The 17,621-nt window shown below is 58.4% G+C and carries 12 protein-coding genes; 7 read left to right on the forward strand and 5 right to left on the reverse strand.

What is annotated here, in order from left to right; genetic code table 11:
* The first annotated feature begins 34 nt into the window (after positions 1-34).
* Both rpmA and PSR62_RS10020 read left to right on the forward strand, forming a co-directional pair.
* Positions 35-280 (forward strand): 50S ribosomal protein L27, encoded by a 246-nt coding sequence (rpmA, locus tag PSR62_RS10015; protein WP_007327901.1) that lies wholly within the window; start codon positions 35-37, stop codon positions 278-280.
* Between the two features lie 25 nt (positions 281-305).
* On the forward strand, positions 306-2,321 hold the full coding sequence (locus PSR62_RS10020) for an ATP-dependent helicase (RefSeq protein ID WP_274407626.1): 2,016 nt from the start codon (positions 306-308) through the stop codon (positions 2,319-2,321).
* Between the two features lie 1,403 nt (positions 2,322-3,724).
* Here the strand turns inward: PSR62_RS10020 and PSR62_RS10025 are convergent.
* The 3 genes from PSR62_RS10025 to PSR62_RS10035 all read right to left on the reverse strand — a co-directional run bounded on the left by PSR62_RS10025 (position 3,725) and on the right by PSR62_RS10035 (position 6,950).
* Positions 3,725-5,215, reverse strand: a complete 1,491-nt coding sequence (locus PSR62_RS10025) for a sulfatase (RefSeq protein ID WP_274407627.1) — start codon at positions 5,213-5,215, stop codon at positions 3,725-3,727.
* 65 nt (positions 5,216-5,280) lie between these two features.
* A complete protein-coding gene (locus tag PSR62_RS10030) occupies positions 5,281-6,357 on the reverse strand; it encodes an oxidoreductase family protein (RefSeq protein WP_274407628.1) in 1,077 nt (358 codons plus the stop codon).
* Positions 6,354-6,950, reverse strand: coding sequence for a peroxiredoxin family protein (locus PSR62_RS10035; RefSeq protein ID WP_274407629.1), 597 nt, complete (start codon positions 6,948-6,950; stop codon positions 6,354-6,356). Before PSR62_RS10035 ends, PSR62_RS10030 begins: the two co-directional genes overlap by 4 nt.
* A gap of 140 nt (positions 6,951-7,090) precedes the next feature.
* Between PSR62_RS10035 and mch the strand changes: the two genes are divergently transcribed.
* The 3 genes from mch to PSR62_RS10050 are packed head-to-tail and all read left to right on the forward strand — an operon-like array spanning position 7,091 to position 10,846.
* The gene (gene mch, locus PSR62_RS10040) at positions 7,091-8,092 is read left to right on the forward strand and encodes a methenyltetrahydromethanopterin cyclohydrolase (protein WP_274407630.1); all 1,002 of its coding nucleotides are present in this window, start codon (positions 7,091-7,093) and stop codon (positions 8,090-8,092) included.
* The gene (locus tag PSR62_RS10045) at positions 8,089-9,108 is read left to right on the forward strand and encodes an ATP-grasp domain-containing protein (RefSeq protein WP_274407631.1); all 1,020 of its coding nucleotides are present in this window, start codon (positions 8,089-8,091) and stop codon (positions 9,106-9,108) included. Before mch ends, PSR62_RS10045 begins: the two co-directional genes overlap by 4 nt.
* Positions 9,101-10,846 (forward strand): fatty acid CoA ligase family protein, encoded by a 1,746-nt coding sequence (locus PSR62_RS10050; protein ID WP_274407632.1) that lies wholly within the window; start codon positions 9,101-9,103, stop codon positions 10,844-10,846. Before PSR62_RS10045 ends, PSR62_RS10050 begins: the two co-directional genes overlap by 8 nt.
* A gap of 27 nt (positions 10,847-10,873) precedes the next feature.
* Here the strand turns inward: PSR62_RS10050 and PSR62_RS10055 are convergent, their stop codons facing one another.
* Together PSR62_RS10055 and PSR62_RS10060 are read right to left on the reverse strand one after the other, a co-directional pair.
* A complete protein-coding gene (locus PSR62_RS10055) occupies positions 10,874-12,361 on the reverse strand; it encodes an anthranilate synthase component I family protein (protein WP_274407633.1) in 1,488 nt (495 codons plus the stop codon).
* A 117-nt stretch (positions 12,362-12,478) separates the two neighbouring features.
* Positions 12,479-15,058 carry an ATP-dependent Clp protease ATP-binding subunit gene (locus tag PSR62_RS10060; RefSeq protein WP_274407634.1) on the reverse strand — a complete coding sequence of 860 codons (2,580 nt, stop codon included), beginning with the start codon at positions 15,056-15,058 and terminating at the stop codon, positions 12,479-12,481.
* A 407-nt stretch (positions 15,059-15,465) separates the two neighbouring features.
* On the opposite strand from PSR62_RS10060, the gene arsS reads away from it, so the two are divergent.
* Positions 15,466-16,464, forward strand: a complete 999-nt coding sequence (gene arsS / locus PSR62_RS10065; protein ID WP_274407635.1) for an arsenosugar biosynthesis radical SAM (seleno)protein ArsS — start codon at positions 15,466-15,468, stop codon at positions 16,462-16,464.
* Positions 16,465-16,528: 64 nt separating this feature from the next.
* Positions 16,529-17,617, forward strand: a complete 1,089-nt coding sequence (locus tag PSR62_RS10070; protein ID WP_274408200.1) for a methyltransferase domain-containing protein — start codon at positions 16,529-16,531, stop codon at positions 17,615-17,617.
* Positions 17,618-17,621: the final 4 nt, after the last annotated feature.

Below are 17,621 nucleotides of genomic sequence, written 5' to 3' on the forward strand. Positions count from 1 at the left end.
AATCACTTCTCACTGATCAAAACGCAGAACTTCGATGGCACACAAAAAGGGTCAGGGCAGCAGCCGCAACGGTCGTGACAGCAACGCGCAACGTCGTGGTGTCAAGAAATTCGGCGGTGAAGCCGTCATCGCCGGGAACATCTTGGTTCGCCAGGTTGGAACGAAGTTCCACCCTGGTGCGGGTGTCGGCATGGGCAACGACTACACTTTGTTCGCATTGGTCGACGGCAAAGTCCGTTTTGACCGCGAAGGTCGTCGCGTCAACATTGACGTTGCCTGAATAAACCACGGCTGAATCTTCTTCCTTGAGCACGTTTGATGTTGCGGGCCTGAATCCGCCACAAGCCGAAGCGGTGCAGACATTGTCTGGCCCGCTCCTGGTGCTCGCTGGTGCTGGCACGGGCAAGACCCGTGTGGTGACGTTTCGCATTGCGAATCTGATCAAGCACGGCGTTTCGCCCGATCGTATCTTGGCGGTCACGTTCACCAACAAAGCGGCTGGTGAAATGCAGGATCGGGTGGCCGATCTGCTGGGTTACAAAAAACAAAAGCGGAAACGTGGCCAAAAAGGCCCTCCCAAGCCCACCATCAGCACGTTTCATGCTCAGTGCGTGAAAATCCTTCGGGAGCATGCACCCGCGCTCGGTTTTCCCGCGACCTTCGCGATTTATGACCGCAGCGACCAAGAGTCTTTGGCGCGAGCGATTCTGCGTGAACTGCGGTTGCCCAACACGGCTCTGAAACCCAACGACATGCTTTCAATCATCAGCGGTTGGAAGAGCGCGTCGGTGTTTCCGGAGCAAGCGATGAGCATTGCCAGCACCGACAAGGAACATTTCGCTGCGTCCGGCTATCGGCGATACCAGAATGGACTGCGAGCTCGCGGGGCCATGGACTTTGATGACTTGCTGCTGCAAACCGAGATGTTGTTCAGTGAGCACGCAGAGATTCGTGATCGTGAAGCGAGCAAGTACGACCACGTGTTGGTCGATGAGTACCAGGACACCAACGGGAGCCAGTACAGGATCACCAAGTTCCTGACCGAGGCTCACCGGAACCTGTGCGTCGTCGGCGACGATGATCAGTCGATTTACGCTTGGCGAGGTGCGGACGTGTCGCACATCCTCAGTTTCAGCAAGGATTGGCCGGACGCGAAAGTGGTTTGGTTGGAGGACAACTATCGCAGCACGGGTGCCATCCTGGAGATGGCCAACACGCTGATTGACTTCAACACGGTTCGTCACGACAAGGTGCTCAAGCCCTATCGGCCGTCCGGCAAGCGTCCTCGGATCGTGCAGCACAAAGACGAGCAAGCCGAAGCAGAGACCGTCGTCCGTGAGATCAAGCACTTGATCGACAACGAGCACATCCAGCCCAAGGACATCTCGATTTTGTTTCGAACGAACGAGCAGCCTCGTTTGTTTGAAACCGAACTGCGGAAGCACGATGTGCCTTACGTGATGCTGGGAAGCCAGTCGTTCTTTGATCGTCGCGAGGTTCGCGACATCGTGGCTTATTTGAAATGGATCAATCAGCCGGACGACGAGATTTCGTTGCTACGAGTGATCAACACGCCCGCGCGGGGACTGAGCAACAAGTCCGTGAGGATGTTGATTGATCGCGCTGTTGCCAAGGGGATTCCGGTTTGGCAGGTGATGAATGATCCCGAGTCGGTTGCCGATTTGACTCCCGCAGCACTGCGCGGGATCGATCAACTGAAACAGTTGCTGGGAGACGTTCAGCAGCGACTTTCCAATGAAACCATGCGAGAAGGTCTGGAGACTTTGTTGCAGCGGACGGCGTACGCGGATGAGATCGCGCGGCTGTACGACCAGCCTGATGAGCGTGAGTCTCGGATGGCATCGATTGGTGAAGTCGCCAACGCGGTGGCTGCTTACGAAGATAAAAACGAAGAACCAGATCTATCGGGGTTCTTGTCCGACATCGCGCTCGCCGGTCGAGAGATGGGCAGCGAGAAAGACAAGCTGGCGATGAAGAACGCGGTGTGGTTGTTGACCATGCACGCGGCCAAAGGGCTGGAGTTTCCGGTCGTCTACATGGTCGGCATGGAAGATGGGATTCTGCCGCACAGCCGCACGTTGAAGGGTGGGCTGGACGAAGACATCGCCGAGGAGCGGCGGCTGTGTTACGTCGGCATCACTCGCGCTCAAGATCAGCTGACGATGTCGCTGGCTTTGACTCGTCGCAAGTGGGGCAAGCCGCGCCCGACCAAGCCGAGCATGTTTCTGTACGAGATCACCGGGCAAGCCGACAATCCGAACAAGTATCGGAAGCGAAAGCAGGGAGCGCCACGATCGTAGGCGAGACCTTCGTGCGATGACGCGTTCAACCGCTACACGGACGTCGGTGGCTTTGGGGTGGGGCTGGTTGTCTGTCGGTTCAACCGCGGAGCGGTGATCGTTGATAGCCTCGTGTTTCAACCCGAGGATCGGAGTGTCGCGACCGGGACGGGAAAGCCACGGAGTGGCGACAGGTGATCGGGGCGTGTCCCAGCTGTCGTCGCTCTGCGACTTGGGAGGCGTGTTGAGACGTGGGTGACCTTGGGTTGAAACCCAAGGCTATCGGCTTTCGTCGCTCCGCGACTGGTGAGCACGCACCCCTGTGAATGCGTGCTGCGTTGGCGAATACAACCGCGGAGCGGTGACAGCTGGCAGCCTCGGGTTTTAACCCGAGGGCTCGTGAGCCAGCATCAAAACGGACCAGCCGCGAAGCGGCGGCAGAGGTTCGGAACGCGTTCCCGGCTGTCGTCGCTCCGCGACTGGTGAGCACGCACCCCTGTGAATGCGTGCTGCGTTGGCGAATTCAACCGCGGAGCGGTGGCAGCTGGTAGCCTCGGGTTTCAACCCGAGGCCTCGTGAGCCAGCATCAAAACGGACCAGCCGCGAAGCGGCGGCAGAGGTTCGGAACGCGTTCCCGGCTGTCGTCGCTCCGCGACTTGGGGGACGTGTCGCGGTGTTGGTGACCTTGGGTTGAAACCCAAGGCTATCGGCTTTCGTCGCTCCGCGACTGGTGAGCACGCACCCCTGTGAATGCGTGCTGCGTTGGCGAATACAACCGCGGAGCGGTGACAGCTGGCAGCCTCGGGTTTTAACCCGAGGCCTCGTGAGCCAGCATCAAAACGGACCAGCCGCGGAGCGGCGGCAGGTGTTCGGGGCGTGTCCCAGCTGTCGTCGCTCCGCGACTGGTTTGGCGGGTGCGCCGAGAGTTCAATTGCTACACGGATGTCGGGGATTTCACGGAGTGGCGACAGGTGTTCGGGGCATGTTCCCGGATGTCGTCGCTCCGCGACTTGATGGGTGCGTTGAGACGTGGGTGACCTTGGGTTGAAACCCAAGGCTATCGGCTTTCGTCGCTCCGCGACTGTTGTGGTGGGAGCGCCGAGAGTTCAATCGCTACACGGACGCCGGGGATTTCACGCGGTGGCTTTTGGGTGGGGCTGGTTGTCTGTCGGTTCAACCGCGGAGCGGTGATCGTTGATAGCCTCGGGTTTCAACCCGAGGATCGGAGTGTCGCGACCGGGACAGGAAAGCCACGCAGTGGCGACAGGTGTTCGGGGCGTGTTCCAGCTGTCGTCGCTCCGCGACTTGGGAGGCGTGTTGAGACGTGGGTGACCTTGGGTTGAAACCCAAGGCTTTCGTCGCTCCGCGACTGGACAGCCTCGGGAGGGTGGAGCCGATCCGTGCGGCTTCTTCGCCGCGGACGCTCAGTCCTCCAGTGGGTGCCAGGGTTGCTGGCCATCTTTGGGTTGCAGGAATTTCGCGTCCACTTCTTTGTACCAGCGATGAAGTTGGTCTCGCATCGCGTTGACTCTTTCAGGGTGTTGATCCGCGACATCGTTCCGTTCGCCGATGTCGTCCTTCAGGTTGTAGAGGTGCACTCGTCCGTCTTCGTAGCGTTCGATCAATTTCCAATCGCCCTCCCGAATGGCTCCGCCGGGGAAGCTGCCTTGGTTGCTGTAGTGAGGGTAGTGCCAGTAGAGCGATTGCCGGTCCAGTGATTCATCGCCGCGAAGGAGCGGTTTGAGTGAGACACCATCGAGTTGTTGTTGCGGGGGGGCGGTTTGCCCGCAGAGGTCCAGGATCGTGGGATAGAAGTCGATGCTGCAAACAGGCTCGTCGCTGGTCGTTCCTGGCTTCGTGATTCCTGGGGCGCGAATCATGAAGGCCTCACGGATCCCGCCTTCGTAGACCCAGCCCTTGCCGCCTCGGAGGGGAAGGTTGGAGGTTGGCCAGCCTTCGGATGTGCTCAGCCCGCCGTTGTCGGAGGTCAGGATCACAATGGTTTCTTCGGTGAGCCCGAGGTCGTCGATCTGCTGGAGGACGCGGCCGACGGCTTGATCCATCGCTTCCACCATGGCTGCGTAAGTGGCGTGACTTTGCAGCTGTCGGACGGGGCGTCCCTTCCACTCGGGTTTTCCCCACAGCTTTTCTTCTTCGCCGAAGGCTTCTTGGTCGGTCAGTCCGAGGCGTTCAGCCTTGGCTTTGTATTTCTTGACCAGTTCGGGTGGTGCCATCAGCGGTGTGTGGACACTGTAGAACGACAGGTACGTCAGAAACGGTTCGTCTTGGTGTTGTTCGATGAACTTGGAGGCTTCTTTGGCAAGCCGATCGGGAAGGTGTTCCCCGGTCGTGTTGTCTTCCAGGCGAGGGTTCTCAAAGGGTGAGAAGTATCGCTTGCCGCTGTAGGGGCCGCCTGCGTTGTGGCCGCCTTGGTTGACGTCAAACCCTTGGTGTTCTGGCCAGTATTCCTCGGACGGGCCAAGGTGCCATTTGCCAGCGAAGAAGGTGGCGTAGCCATTTGACTTCAGGGACTCAGCCAAGGTGATTTCTTCCAAGGGCATCCGGTTGTTCAGCGGAGCGGGATGGAACTTGCCGGGGCGGGTGCCGGTGAAGAAGTTGGTCGCGTCCACGCGAGAGGGGTACTTGCCCGCCAGGATGCTGTAGCGGGTCGGGCTGCAGACCGGGTTGGCTGCGTAACCGTCTGTGAATCGCATTCCCGATTGCGACAGTCGGTCGATGTGGGGGGTTTCGTAAAACGTGTCTGGGTTGTTGGCGCCGATGTCCATGTAGCCCAGGTCATCGACCAAGAAGAAGACGACGTTGGGAGGTGATTTTTCTTCGGCACTGGCGATTCGCGGCGTTGCAGCAACGAACAGCGAAAGCGTTGCGATGGCCAGGAGGGATCGAGTCAACATGTCGCAGGATTCCAGTTGTGAGTCAGAAGGGGTGTGCCGCCCAGCGTTTCTTCGTTGGGTGAAGTTTAGTCGTTCGGTGAAGGCGTGTGCTCGCCGCCGACATGTTCCAGTGCCAGGTTGGTCATGCGTTGAGAGTACCCGGTGAGTTTGGCATGACCGGGGCACCAGCCTTCGAGGAAGCGAACAAAGTCGGCCCAGGCGATCGGGTACAGTTTACGCCACGAATTTTCCACTGCCGCGAATTCGATTGGTTCGGTGCCGTGAGTTAACATTGCGTCTCGCAGGGATTCGAAGTAGGTCGCGAGATAGCGAGATTCATTGCGCTCGCAGTCGGATTCACTGACACAGCTGCTCAAGAAATAAGCGACGTCTTTCATGCCGCAGCCGCGACCGACGTATTGGAAGTCGACCATCGCAGGAGGTTGATGGTGGCGGGCGGCGAAGCACAGGTTGGCCACTTTCGCGTCGCCGTGCACCAGCGTTTGGAACTGGCATTCATTGAGGCACGCATCGATCGCCGTGGCGGCCTGTTTCAATGCCCCTTCCGGCATCGTTTCGAATTCGTCCGGTCGAGTGGCCAAGTGCCAGTAGGTTCCGATCGGCCACAGGTCGTTCCACTGGGCCGCTTGGTCCTGGGGGTGCAGGAATCGAGCGTGGAAGTGTGCCAGCCACCGCAAGCCTTGGTTCACGCCAGCGGCGTTGAGGCTGCGATGGCGGATCGGATAGCCCGCTTGGTCCAGGTCTTCGAGAACGATGATCTGGCCCGAGGGCAACTCGGCTTGGGCCAAGCACTTGGCGACTCGGCAGAACGCGTCGCAGTGGATGGCGTGGTGAGCATAAAACGCCGACTCGACTTCATACGATCGGAGTTTGCGACGATGAGACTGGGATGTGTTCCAGCCTCGCGGGTGAGCGCCACCCTGCTCGGTTGAGCTGGGCGGCGAGATCTGTTTGACGATCACACGGGTTGCCAGGGAGGTGCTCGTCGAGGGCTCGGAATCCGGCCAGGTGGGTTGCTTCAGTTTGACTCGCAGGATTTGTCCATAGCCGCTCCAGAGCGTTTGGACATGCTCAGCCTCTTCGATGGCTGAGGCTCCTGAGATGGCTTGCAGCCAAGCGGCCGATTCGGGGGGCAAAGTCAAAATTGATCCAAGAGAGTGGTCGCTGTGGTGCGACCTCGGTGAGTGCGGCTGATGTTCACGAAATCAATTTTGCCATCTTTGCCGATCACAATGGTGGTCGGGTAGGCAGTTTCCCGAGGGGCGTTCCAGCGAAGACCGTAGGCCTTGGTGAAGGAGTGATCCGGGTCCAGCAGCATTGTGAAGGGGGCGGGCAACTTGGAGTCTTGGAGAAAGTCCTGGGCTCTGGCTTTGAGTTCCGCCGCGGGGCCGGGGTAGATCAGCAGGACTTCGATGTTTCGTTGGCGGAAGTGGCGGGCGTGCTTGACCAGGTCAGCGACTTGTCCGACGCAGGCGGGGCACTGGCTGCCTGGAAAGCCTCGCAGGACGACGACCACGACGGGGGCTTCTCCCGTGACATCGCTGAGACTGACCTCGCCCGAACGTTTGCCGGCGACCGCCTCCAGTCGAAACTCCTTGGCCGTTTGTCCGACTTCCGGTTCGGCTCTCAGCCTGGGGGGCTTGGCGTCCGCTGCGGTCGCGAATTCACCGCAGAAAATGCTGCTCGCGAGCGCAGCGGCCAGTGTCATGGCAGGCAAGGTGTTCTTCAAAAGCATCGTGTCGACTCACTTGGGGCAAAGAAATCAACGCGTTTGGGCAGACATTGCACAGCGTGTTCATTTTGAGCGTCGGTTCGGTGACGCGCAAGGCTTGAGGGCCAATCGTCAATTGCTGGAGGGGGCGTTAGATTGGTGGCATGAATTCCGCTCGTTCCAATGATCCGTCCCATTCCGTTTCCGATCCTGGGCTCTGCCGGATGGCTCACGGGTGTTTTGAGTCTCTCTGGGATTCCGCCTTGGAACTGAATTGCGAGGCGTCTGTGATCGCGGGGGCCCGTGTGTTGGACGCAGGAGTCCATTGCCGTGGCTCGTTGGCGGCCGGTTTGGGATTGGCTCGGCTGTGCTTGGGGGATCTGGCGACGGTTTCTTATGCGCCCACCTCGCCTCAGGATCTGGTTGGGCTGGCCGTTTCGATTCAGACGGATCATCCGGTTCGGGCTTGCTTGGGCGGTCAGTACGCAGGGTGGCCAGTTTCAGTCGGCGACTACTTCGCGATGGCGAGTGGGCCAATGCGTTCGCTTCGCGGGAAAGAGGCAATGTTGGAGCAACTCCAGTTGTCTCGGCCGGCAACCGAGGATGACGTCGCCGTGGGAGTTCTTGAATCAGGGACGCTGCCTGGGGAGGACGTGATTCAGGCGATGGCGGATGAATGTGGCGTGGATTCCAGTCGTCTCTGTTTGGCGGTTGCTCCGAGCACCAGCATTGCGGGCAGTGCTCAAGTGGTGTCGCGAAGCGTTGAGACGGCGCTCCATAAACTGCATGCACTGGAGTTCGATGTTGCTCGTGTGATGTCGGCTCATGGCGATGCGCCCCTGCCGCCTCCAGCAAAGGTCGGTGACACGGTGGGTGGCATTGGGCGAACCAACGACGCGATGCTGTACGGGGCCCGGGTGACGCTTTGGATCGATGCCGAGGACGATCTGATCGAGAGCGTGGCCGCAAAAATTCCTAGCGAATCGTCCGAGGATCATGGCCAGCCGTTCGCGAAAATCTTCCAGCGATACGACTACGATTTTTATCGCGTCGATCCGATGCTGTTCAGCCCCGCGGTGGTCACCATTCACTCGTTGCAAACGGGGAAATCTTGGCGTCATGGACAGCTGAGTGATGGCATTTTGCGAGAATCATTCGGGCTATGAGTCGAGCGAATGTGTTGGTGCTCGGCGGGCGTGAAGCGACGTCCGGATCGTCCCGGTCTCAGCCTCTTGGCCGTGCTGCTGCACTGGGGTGGCACCTGAAGGAATTGCAGGCGGCTGCGTCGCGTCACTCGGTTCAATTGCACTTCGCGGACTACGAAACATTGAGGAGCCGCCTGCATTGCGGTGGCGACAAGGCGTCCACTCCCTCGGGCTCAACGGCGTGGTGTCAGCTGCACGACGGAACAGATTCCCGCGAGCGATCGCTGGCGGATTTCGAGGCGATTCTGACCCGCACCATGCCAGCGGGTTCAATGGAACAGATCACGTTCCGGCTGGCGGTTCTGCATGATTTCGTTCGCCGACAAAGCGTGAGTGGCCCCACCGCCTTGGTCAATCCGCCCACCGTCTTGGTCAATCCGCCCAGTGCGTTGGAGTTTGCAATTGATAAATACGCGACCTTGGCTCGCGTTCAATCGCTTGGTGTGCCCACCCCACCCACCCAGGTCGTGCAATCGCGAGCGGCAGCGATGGAGGCATTTGAAAACCTTGGTGGAGACGTGGTGATCAAGCCGATCTTTGGGGGAGAAGGTCGCGGGGTGATGCGTGTTCGCGATGCCGAGTTGGCTTGGACGGCGTTCTCAACACTCGCTCAAGTGAACGCGGTCATGTATGTCCAGCAGTTCGTGCCGCCAGGTGGAGTTGATTTGCGAGTCTTGGTCATTGGCGATCACTCGCACGCGATTCGGCGTCGCAACGCGGCGGATTTTCGGACCAATGTTCGCGGTGGTGGGCAGAGCGAACTTGTGCCGATGGATGCAACCTGGGATCGATTGGCTCGTCAGGTCAGTGCTGACTTGGGATTGAAGTTCGCCGCGATCGACTGGCTGGAAACAGAAACCGGGGAGCTTCAATTGATCGAAGTCAACGGTATCCCAGGTTGGAAGGGGGCTCAGCGGGTCGTGCAGGAATCGATCGCGGATCAAATTCTCGAAGTCTTGGTGAATGAAAATGAGTGACGGTCCATGCAGTCGAGAATCATCTCAAGTCCTGGCGGGCACGGCGGGGTCAACCGGCAATGTCGCTTCCCGATTGAGTGCCGTTGCGAAAGTTCTGCCGGGCGGCATTGCGATTGCGGAGCCGTCGGGGCCTGCCAAGCGAGATGGTTCCGACCGCGACTACGCGTTGACAACTTTTAAAACGCTGGACGATCGCAGCACCCAGATCGCTCGTGGGTTGTTGGCTTCCGGGATCCAGCCCGGCATGCGTTTGGTGAGCTTGGTTCCGTTTGGCGCCCAGTTCATCGAGCTTGTGTTTGCGATGATGAAAGCTGGTGTGGTGGTGGTGCTGATTGATCCAGGAATGGATCGCAAGCACTTGGTAGGTTGCTTGCAAGAAGTGAACCCGGACGGCTTTTTAGGGATTCCAAAGGCGCAGGCGATTCGGGCGATCCTGCGACGTCGATTTCCGAACGCGAAACGAAACATCACGGTGGGGCGGCGTTGGTTCTGGGGGGGCAAAACGCTGAAGCAGATCCTGGAATTGGGCGAGCAAAATCCGGCGTTGACGCTTCCGGATGTTCAGACGCTCGATGATGCCGCGGTGATCTTCACCACTGGCAGCACAGGACCGCCCAAGGGGGTTGCCTACACGCATCAAACCTTTCATGCCCAGATCGATCGAATTCGAAACCGCTATGAGATTCGGCAAGGCTCTCGGGATCTGGCGTGTTTTCCTCTGTTCGGTCTGTTTGATGCCGTGATGGGCGTGACCACGATCATTCCCGACATGGATCCCACTCGGCCCGCCGACGTGGACCCCAAGAAGTTGATCCAGGCGGCGCGTCAGTGGGAGGTGGACCAGGCGTTTGGTTCGCCCGCGCTTTGGAAGACGGTGACTCGCTGGTGCGAAGCCAACGCTGTGGGGAAACCCTTTCCGACGCTGAAGCGAGTGTTGTCGGCGGGAGCGCCCGTGCCTGCCGCAACGCTGGAATCGCTGCGGCGGTTTGTTCACGAGGATGCCCGAATCGAAACGCCGTATGGTGCGACGGAAGCGTTGCCGATTGCATCGATTGAATCGCGTGCCGTGATTTCAGAAACCGGGCCCGCTGCATCCAAGGGCAAGGGCGTTTGTGTCGGTTCACGTTTTGACGGCGTGCGATGGAAAGTGATCGAGATCAACGACGGACCCATCGCCACGATCGATGATGTCAACGAACTTCCGCGTGGCAAGATTGGAGAGTTGATCGTCAACGGTCCAATGGTGACCAGGCGGTACGTCACTCGCGTGGATCAGAACGCCCTGCACAAAGTCCATGATGAGTCAGGTGGTTCGGAGCATCCATTTTGGCATCGGATGGGCGATGTGGGGTACCTGGACGAGCAAGATCGGTTTTGGTTTTGTGGTCGGAAGGCTCATCGGATTGTCTCTTCCAAGCGAACGTTCTTCACCATCCCGTGTGAGTCTGTTTTCAATGTGGATGACTTGGTCGAGAAGTGTGCTTTGGTGGGGGTGGGGAAGCCGGGCGAGCAGGAGCCTGTGCTGGTCGTTCAGCCGGTCGATCTTTCCATCGGTGGTGATTCCCGTCGAACACAAGAGCTCGAGGCGCGGCTGCGAGACCGTGCGGCACGCAATCCACTCACGCATCGGATCGAGCGTTTTGTCATCCGCGATCAGCCGTTGCCAGTCGACATTCGGCACAACAGCAAGATCTTCCGCGAGAAGTTGGCTGCGGAATTGAACGAAACCAATCCGTGACTCGCGATTGGATTTTGTGCTTGCTGGCTATTCTTGATCCAAGCGAATGGCACGCAGCAGGCCGGCGGCTTTGGTCCAGGTTTCTTCCAGCTCGCTCTGCGGTTCGCTGCGCGCGGTGATCCCACCGCCGACAGCGAAGTGCCACTGCCCATCCCTTTGGGTCACGGTCCGAATCAGGATGTTGAAGTCCGCGTTGCCGGAAACGCTCACGTAACCGATTGACCCGCAGTAGGCTCCGCGGGGTTGGCCTTCGAGCCGGGCGATTGTCTTCATCGCCTCAATCTTCGGTGCACCGGTGATGCTTCCTCCGGGAAAGCATGCGGCGAGCAATTCGCTGATGGGGACGTTGTCTCGCAGTTGGCCTTCGACAGTCGACACCAAGTGCTGGACGCTTTGGTAGCGTTCGATTTCGCAGAGTCCAGTGACGCGAACGCTATCGTCTGTGCAGGCGATGGAAAGATCGTTTCGCATCAAGTCCACGATCATGATGTTCTCGGCGCGATCCTTGACGCTGCCGCCGAGCACCTGTGCCAAGCGTTCGTCTTCGATCTCATCGCCGGTCCTGGGCACGGTGCCTTTGATCGGTCGCGTGACAACATGGCGGCCTCGGATTTGAAGGAAGCCTTCAGGCGAGGAACTCAGGATCTGCTCGCTGCCGATGTCAAAGAACGCTGCGTACGGAGCCGGGTTCGACTGACGCAATCGGCCGTACAGTTCCTCTGCGGTGCAGGTTGCTGCATGAGTGAGCGTTTGAGCGAGGTTGACTTGGAATGAATCGCCGGCGCGGATGCGGTCGATGATCTCCGTGACCGAAGCGATGTAGCGAGGTGAGTCAAAGTTGCTGCGTACACCGGGCATTTCCGTGGGGAACCCCGGTGACATGGATGGCGGTGACTTCTCAGCGTGGCTGGCCATGGGGGTGCACCGGGGGGAAGCGAGTCGCTCAAGGATTGCTTCGCCGCGCTGCTGGGCCCGTTGGGGGTCGGTGACCAGATCCTCGTTGAGACCGTTGCTGATCAGCGTGGCTGAACCGGTGGAATGGTCGACAGCGAGGGTCCAGTCGTAGACTCCAATCGCCAAGCCGAGCGGAGGCTGTTCACCGAGGAATGAGGGTGGCATTTGAACGCTTGGTTCGAGCCACCAAGCCGCTTCGTAGGCAACCAGCCCGGCGATGCCGCCACAAAACGGTGGCAGGTCCGTGGGGCGATTTTGCTTTGATAGTCGGAGGCACCAATCGTGATAGGTCGGCCAGGGGTCAGGGTCGGCGAGTGATGCCTGAAGCCAAGCAACCGGATCCGCAGTCAAGAAGGAGTAGCGTCCTCGGTCGTGATTGTGGTCCGAGGCCGAATCGAACCAGAGTCGATGATTCATTCCGGCGAGTTTCTCAAACCAGTCTTGCAGGTCCGCGACCTGCCCGAGATGGCGAGTCCAGAGGGCGGAGTTGAGGTTTGTTTTGGCGTTCGGCGAATCCAAGGGCGCGTCCGCAGGCGGATGCTTGTCGGCTGGTTGAGGCATCGCGATCGATTGGGATCGGAGATTCGCCCGTTCAGAAGCGGGCGGGTGATGGCAAAAAAAATGCCTCGGCGAGTGAGGGACTCGCCGAGGCACATTCAAATTCATTCGTGAAGCGAACTACGAAGCGTCCGATTTCGCTTGGTCATCGCTGCTGGCAGCAGGCACCGCTTCCTCTTCGGAGTCGCTGTCTGCCCAACCGCGTTTTTCGCCTTCGAAGTTCAGACGTGTGATCTTGCCACTGTCGTCTTTGTGAACGTCGATGATGATTGTGTCCTTGCCTTCGAACGCACCACGCAGCAATTCTTCGCCGAGTGGATCTTCGATGCGTTGCTCGATCGCACGACGAAGTGGACGGGCACCGTAATCGAGGTTGCTGCCTTTCTTGATCAAGAACTCCTTCGCTTCGTCGCTCAAGTCGATGGCCAAGCCACGATCGAGCAAACGTTCGCGAACCTTGGACAGTTCGAAGTCGATCACGCCCTTCAGGTCGGTCGTGGTCAAGTGACGGAAGATGATCGTGTCGTCCAAGCGGTTCAAGAACTCAGGGCGGAAGACACGTTCAATTTGGTCCATCACGCGAGACTTCATCGAGTCGTAGCTCGCATCGCCATCGGGTTTTTGGAAACCGAATGCCGATTCGTTCTTGATCGCTTCTGCACCCGCGTTGGTGGTCATGATCAAGATCGTGTTTCGGAAGTCAACGTTGCGTCCGAAGGAGTCGGTCAAGCGACCTTCTTCCATGACTTGCAACAACATGTTGAAGACATCCGGGTGAGCCTTTTCGATTTCATCGAACAGCACAACCGCGTAAGGACGTCGGCGAATCTTTTCGGTCAGCTGGCCACCTTCTTCGTAACCCACGAATCCGGGAGGGGCACCGATCAGACGGCTGACGTTGTGTTTCTCCATGTACTCGGACATGTCGATGTGCACCAAGGCATCTGCATCACCGAACATGTATTCAGCGAGAGCTTTGGCGAGCAACGTTTTACCGACACCGGTTGGACCGGCGAAGATGAACGAACCGGTTGGCCGCTTGGGATCTTTCAGACCCGAACGACTTCGGCGAACTGCTTTGGCGACCGCTGTGACCGCTTGGCTTTGACTGACAACGCGTTTGTGCAGTTCCTCTTCCATCTTCAACAGACGCAGCGAGTCTTCCGTTGACAGGCGTGTCAATGGAATGCCGGTCATCTTGCTGACGACTTCTGCGATGATTTCTTCGTCGACGACGCCATCGGTTTGCTGACTTTTTTCACGCCATTCTTGAGTGATCTGCTCTTTCTTCTTGCGAAGTTTTTCAGCTTGATCACGCAGGTTGGCGGCTTTTTCGAAGTCTTGGTTGGCAACCGCGTCTTCTTTGTCCTTGTTCAGCGTTTCGACTTGCTCGTCGATTTCTTTCAAGTCTGGTGGACGAGTCATGGTGCGAAGACGCACGCGAGCCCCGGCTTCATCGATCACGTCGATGGCTTTGTCGGGCAGGCAGCGAGCGGTGATGTAGCGTTCGCTCATTTCGACGGCCGCCACAATGGCATCGTCGGTGAACTGCACGCGGTGGTGTTCTTCGTAGCGTTCTCGCAATCCCTTGAGGATTTCGATCGTCTCGGTCTTGCCGGTCGGCTCGACCATGATTTCTTGGAAACGACGAGCCAGCGCGTTGTCCTTTTCGATGTACTTGCGGTACTCATCCAGCGTGGTCGCACCGATGCACTGGATTTCGCCCCGTGCCAAGGCTGGCTTCAGAACGTTGGCAGCGTCGATGGCGCCTTCTGCACCGCCGGCACCGACCAGGGTGTGAAGTTCATCGATGAAGAGGATCGTGTTTTTGACACGACGCACTTCGGTCATGACCGCTTTGATGCGTTCTTCGAACTGACCGCGGTACTTGGTCCCTGCCACCATCATGGCGAGGTCGAGAACGACAATGCGTTTGTCGGCCAAGATCTCGGGCACTTCTCCGCCAATGACGCGTTGAGCAAAGCCTTCGATGATGGCGGTCTTGCCGACACCGGCTTCGCCCAGCAGGACGGGGTTGTTCTTGGTCCGGCGGCAGAGGATCTGGATGGCGCGTTCGATCTCTCGTTCGCGGCCGATGACTGGGTCCAGTTCCCCTTTCTTGGCGAGTTCGGTCAGGTCGCGGCCGAAGCTGTCCAGGGCGGGAGTCTTGCTCTTGCCGCTCTTGCTGCTTCCGCTTCCGCCACTGCTGCCTTCGCTGTCGCCACCACGGCCACCGCGTTCGCCGACTTCTGCGCCTTCGAGCCCGTGACCGAGCAGGTTGAGCACTTCTTCGCGAACATCTTCCAGCTTCAGGCCCAAGTTCATCAGAACCTGAGCGGCGACGCCTTCTTGTTCACGCAGCAGGCCCAGCAGGATGTGCTCGGTGCCCACGTAGCTGTGGTTGAGATTGCGTGCTTCTTCCATCGAGTACTCGATGACTTTTTTCGCACGTGGTGTTTGTGGCAATTTGCCCACGGTCACCATTTCAGGCCCGCTTTGCACCAATTTCTCGACCTCGAGGCGAATTTTTCGCAGATCGACTTCGAGATTTTTCAATACGTTGGCAGCCACACCGCTGCCTTCTTTCACCAACCCCAACAAAATGTGTTCGGTGCCGATGTATTCGTGATTGAATCGTTGAGCCTCTTGGTTAGCCAATTGCATGACTTTCCTGGCTCGGTCAGTAAACCGTTCGTACATATTCTCCGTCCCTATTAACCAGACCGACTGTCAAACTGGCGAATCTTTCGACCCGATGTTTCCCTACGCAAACCGTACGCCACAAGTCACCCACAAGACGAGGGAAGGCTTGTTCCGTCGTCTCAAAAACCAATCAATTGCAGGGAAAATCGTTTCGCAAATGCTTTTCGCGAAAACGAGCTTCGACGCACAACCGGCCGGTTCCCCATACCGTGCTGACTTCATCCTACCGTTTTGTCCCAACAACGGGGATAGGACTTCGTTGGCCATCTTGTACGTTGGGGCCGCGCCGATGGTTTCCATTTCGCCCTTTCCGGCCTCAGTGCTCGAAGTGTGCTGTTGTCGACGACGGTTCGTATGATTTGAATCGATCCTGCCGCCCTGATGAATCCTTGGAGAAAGCCGCTGTGTCGAGTTTGCTGCCGATTGTGAATGAAGGTCTCCCCACCGGTGTGGTTCCAACGTTTGCGTCGCGGCTGGAAGGCGGCAAGCTCTGGCGAAACCAGCTGAATCAGCTTCAAATCAATCTCGGCAAGCTTTGCAATCAAACCTGCACTCACTGCCACGTGGACGCTGGTCCGACCAAGAAACGCGAAAACATGGACGATCGCACGGCGGATCGTTTGCTGGAATTGGTGGCATCCTGCCCCGCGATCACCACCGTCGATTTGACCGGCGGCGCACCGGAGATGAATCCGAACTTCCGCCGGTTGGCCGAAACGTTTCGAGCGGCCGGTTTGCGGGTCATCGACCGATGCAATCTGACCATTCTGAGCGAGCCCGGCTACGAATGGGTGGCCGACTTTTTGGCAGCGAACGAAATCGACGTGGTGGCTTCGCTCCCGTGTTATCTGGAGGACAACGTCGATGGGCAACGCGGCGGAGGCGTCTTTGGACGCAGCATCGATGGGCTGCTGAGGCTGAATGAACTCGGGTATCGACGCGACAGCGACACGCATCGACTGGATCTGGTCTACAACCCGACCGGGCCGTCGCTGCCGCCGGATCAAGCCCAATTGGAAGCTGATTACCGACGCGAATTGTCGGCTCGATACGGGATTGAGTTTGGCAATTTGCTGACCATCACCAACATTCCCATTCGCCGATACGCTCAATACCTGCAAAAACGGGGGTGGCTGGACGACTACCTGCGGTTGCTGTCGGAAAACTTCAACGCGAAAGCCACGGACGAGGTGATGTGCCGGTCACTGGTGTCGGTCAGTTGGGACGGTCAGATTTACGATTGCGATTTCAATCAAATGATCGATTTGTCTCAATGCCCACGCACGGTTTGGTCCATCGAATCCCTCGACGAACTGGTTGATCAGCCGATCGCATTGGCGGACCATTGTTACGGTTGCACCGCCGGGGCCGGCAGTGGCTGCGGTGGTGCCTTGCTGCACTGAAGTGATTGCCGTTCTGAATTCTTTCTTCGCTCTCTTTTTCTCTTGCTGAATCGCCATGACTTCATTGAATGTGGAAGCCGCCGTCCGTGAACGTTACGCTCAAGCGGCCCAGGAGCGTGAGGCCGAGCTTTGTTGCCCGGTCGACTACGACGCGAAGTACTTGAAGGTCATCCCGCAAGAAGTCATCGATCGCGATTACGGTTGCGGCGACCCATCGAAGTACGTTCGCCCTGGGGAGACCGTTTTGGATCTGGGCAGCGGCGGCGGAAAGATTTGCTTCATCGCCTCGCAAGTCGTGGGTGAGCAAGGCCACGTGATCGGTGTCGACATGAATGACGACATGCTCCAGTTGGCTCGGCAGTCGCAGCCCAAGGTCGCCGCAGCGATCGGTTACGACAACGTCACCTTTCGCAAAGGCAAGATCCAAGACTTGGCGATCGATCGTGACGAGGTCCAGGCTTACTTGCAGCAGCATCCGGTGACCGACGACGCGGGACTTCGTGCGCTGGAGGCTTACTTGGCTGAGCAACGGCGGGAATCGCCCCTGATCGATGACGAAACGATCGACGTTGTGGTCAGCAACTGTGTCTTGAATCTGGTCGATGCCGATGAGAAGGAGCTGTTGTTCGACGAGATCTTCCGTGTCTTGCGACCAGGCGGGCGAGCGGTGATCAGCGACATCGTGTGCGACGAAGAGGTGCCCGAGGCGATGCAAGCGGACCCCGAATTATGGAGCGGTTGCATCTCCGGCGCGTACAAGCAATCGGCGTTCTTGGAAGCGTTTGAAAACGCTGGTTTTGAAGACCTCCAAATCGCGGAGCTGCAGACGGAACCGTGGCGGGTCGTCGAAGGCATCGCGTTCCGATCGATGACCGTGATCGCAACACGGACCGATGACGATGCGATTGAATCCGGCAGTGCTTCGGCGAACGGGTACCAACGGGTTTATCGTGGCCCATTCAAGTACGTGTGTGATGACGCCGGGCGAATGTACACGCGAGGCGAAGTCTGCACGGACGAACTCGCGGAAGCGGCGTCACGGGAAACGATCGCCGATCACTTCGCGGTTTACTCCAGCGACAACGCCGAAAAACCTGCGGCGATTTCCTTGCCGACCGCCTCTGGTTGCTGCTCCGGCGACAGTTGTTGTTGAGCTC

Source organism: Rhodopirellula sp. P2, from assembly GCF_028768465.1.
Lineage (GTDB): Bacteria > Planctomycetota > Planctomycetia > Pirellulales > Pirellulaceae > Rhodopirellula.

What these genes read in the sequence shown, in the direction of transcription:
- rpmA (WP_007327901.1), top strand. Translation starts at nt 35, where the DNA reads ATGGCACACAAAAAGGGTCAGGGCAGCAGCCGCAACGGTCGTGACAGC.
- PSR62_RS10025 (WP_274407627.1), bottom strand. Translation starts at nt 5,215, where the DNA reads ATGTTGACTCGATCCCTCCTGGCCATCGCAACGCTTTCGCTGTTCGTT.
- PSR62_RS10035 (WP_274407629.1), bottom strand. Translation starts at nt 6,950, where the DNA reads ATGCTTTTGAAGAACACCTTGCCTGCCATGACACTGGCCGCTGCGCTC.
- mch (WP_274407630.1), top strand. Translation starts at nt 7,091, where the DNA reads ATGAATTCCGCTCGTTCCAATGATCCGTCCCATTCCGTTTCCGATCCT.
- PSR62_RS10045 (WP_274407631.1), top strand. Translation starts at nt 8,089, where the DNA reads ATGAGTCGAGCGAATGTGTTGGTGCTCGGCGGGCGTGAAGCGACGTCC.
- PSR62_RS10050 (WP_274407632.1), top strand. Translation starts at nt 9,101, where the DNA reads ATGAGTGACGGTCCATGCAGTCGAGAATCATCTCAAGTCCTGGCGGGC.
- PSR62_RS10055 (WP_274407633.1), bottom strand. Translation starts at nt 12,361, where the DNA reads ATGCCTCAACCAGCCGACAAGCATCCGCCTGCGGACGCGCCCTTGGAT.
- PSR62_RS10060 (WP_274407634.1), bottom strand. Translation starts at nt 15,058, where the DNA reads ATGTACGAACGGTTTACTGACCGAGCCAGGAAAGTCATGCAATTGGCT.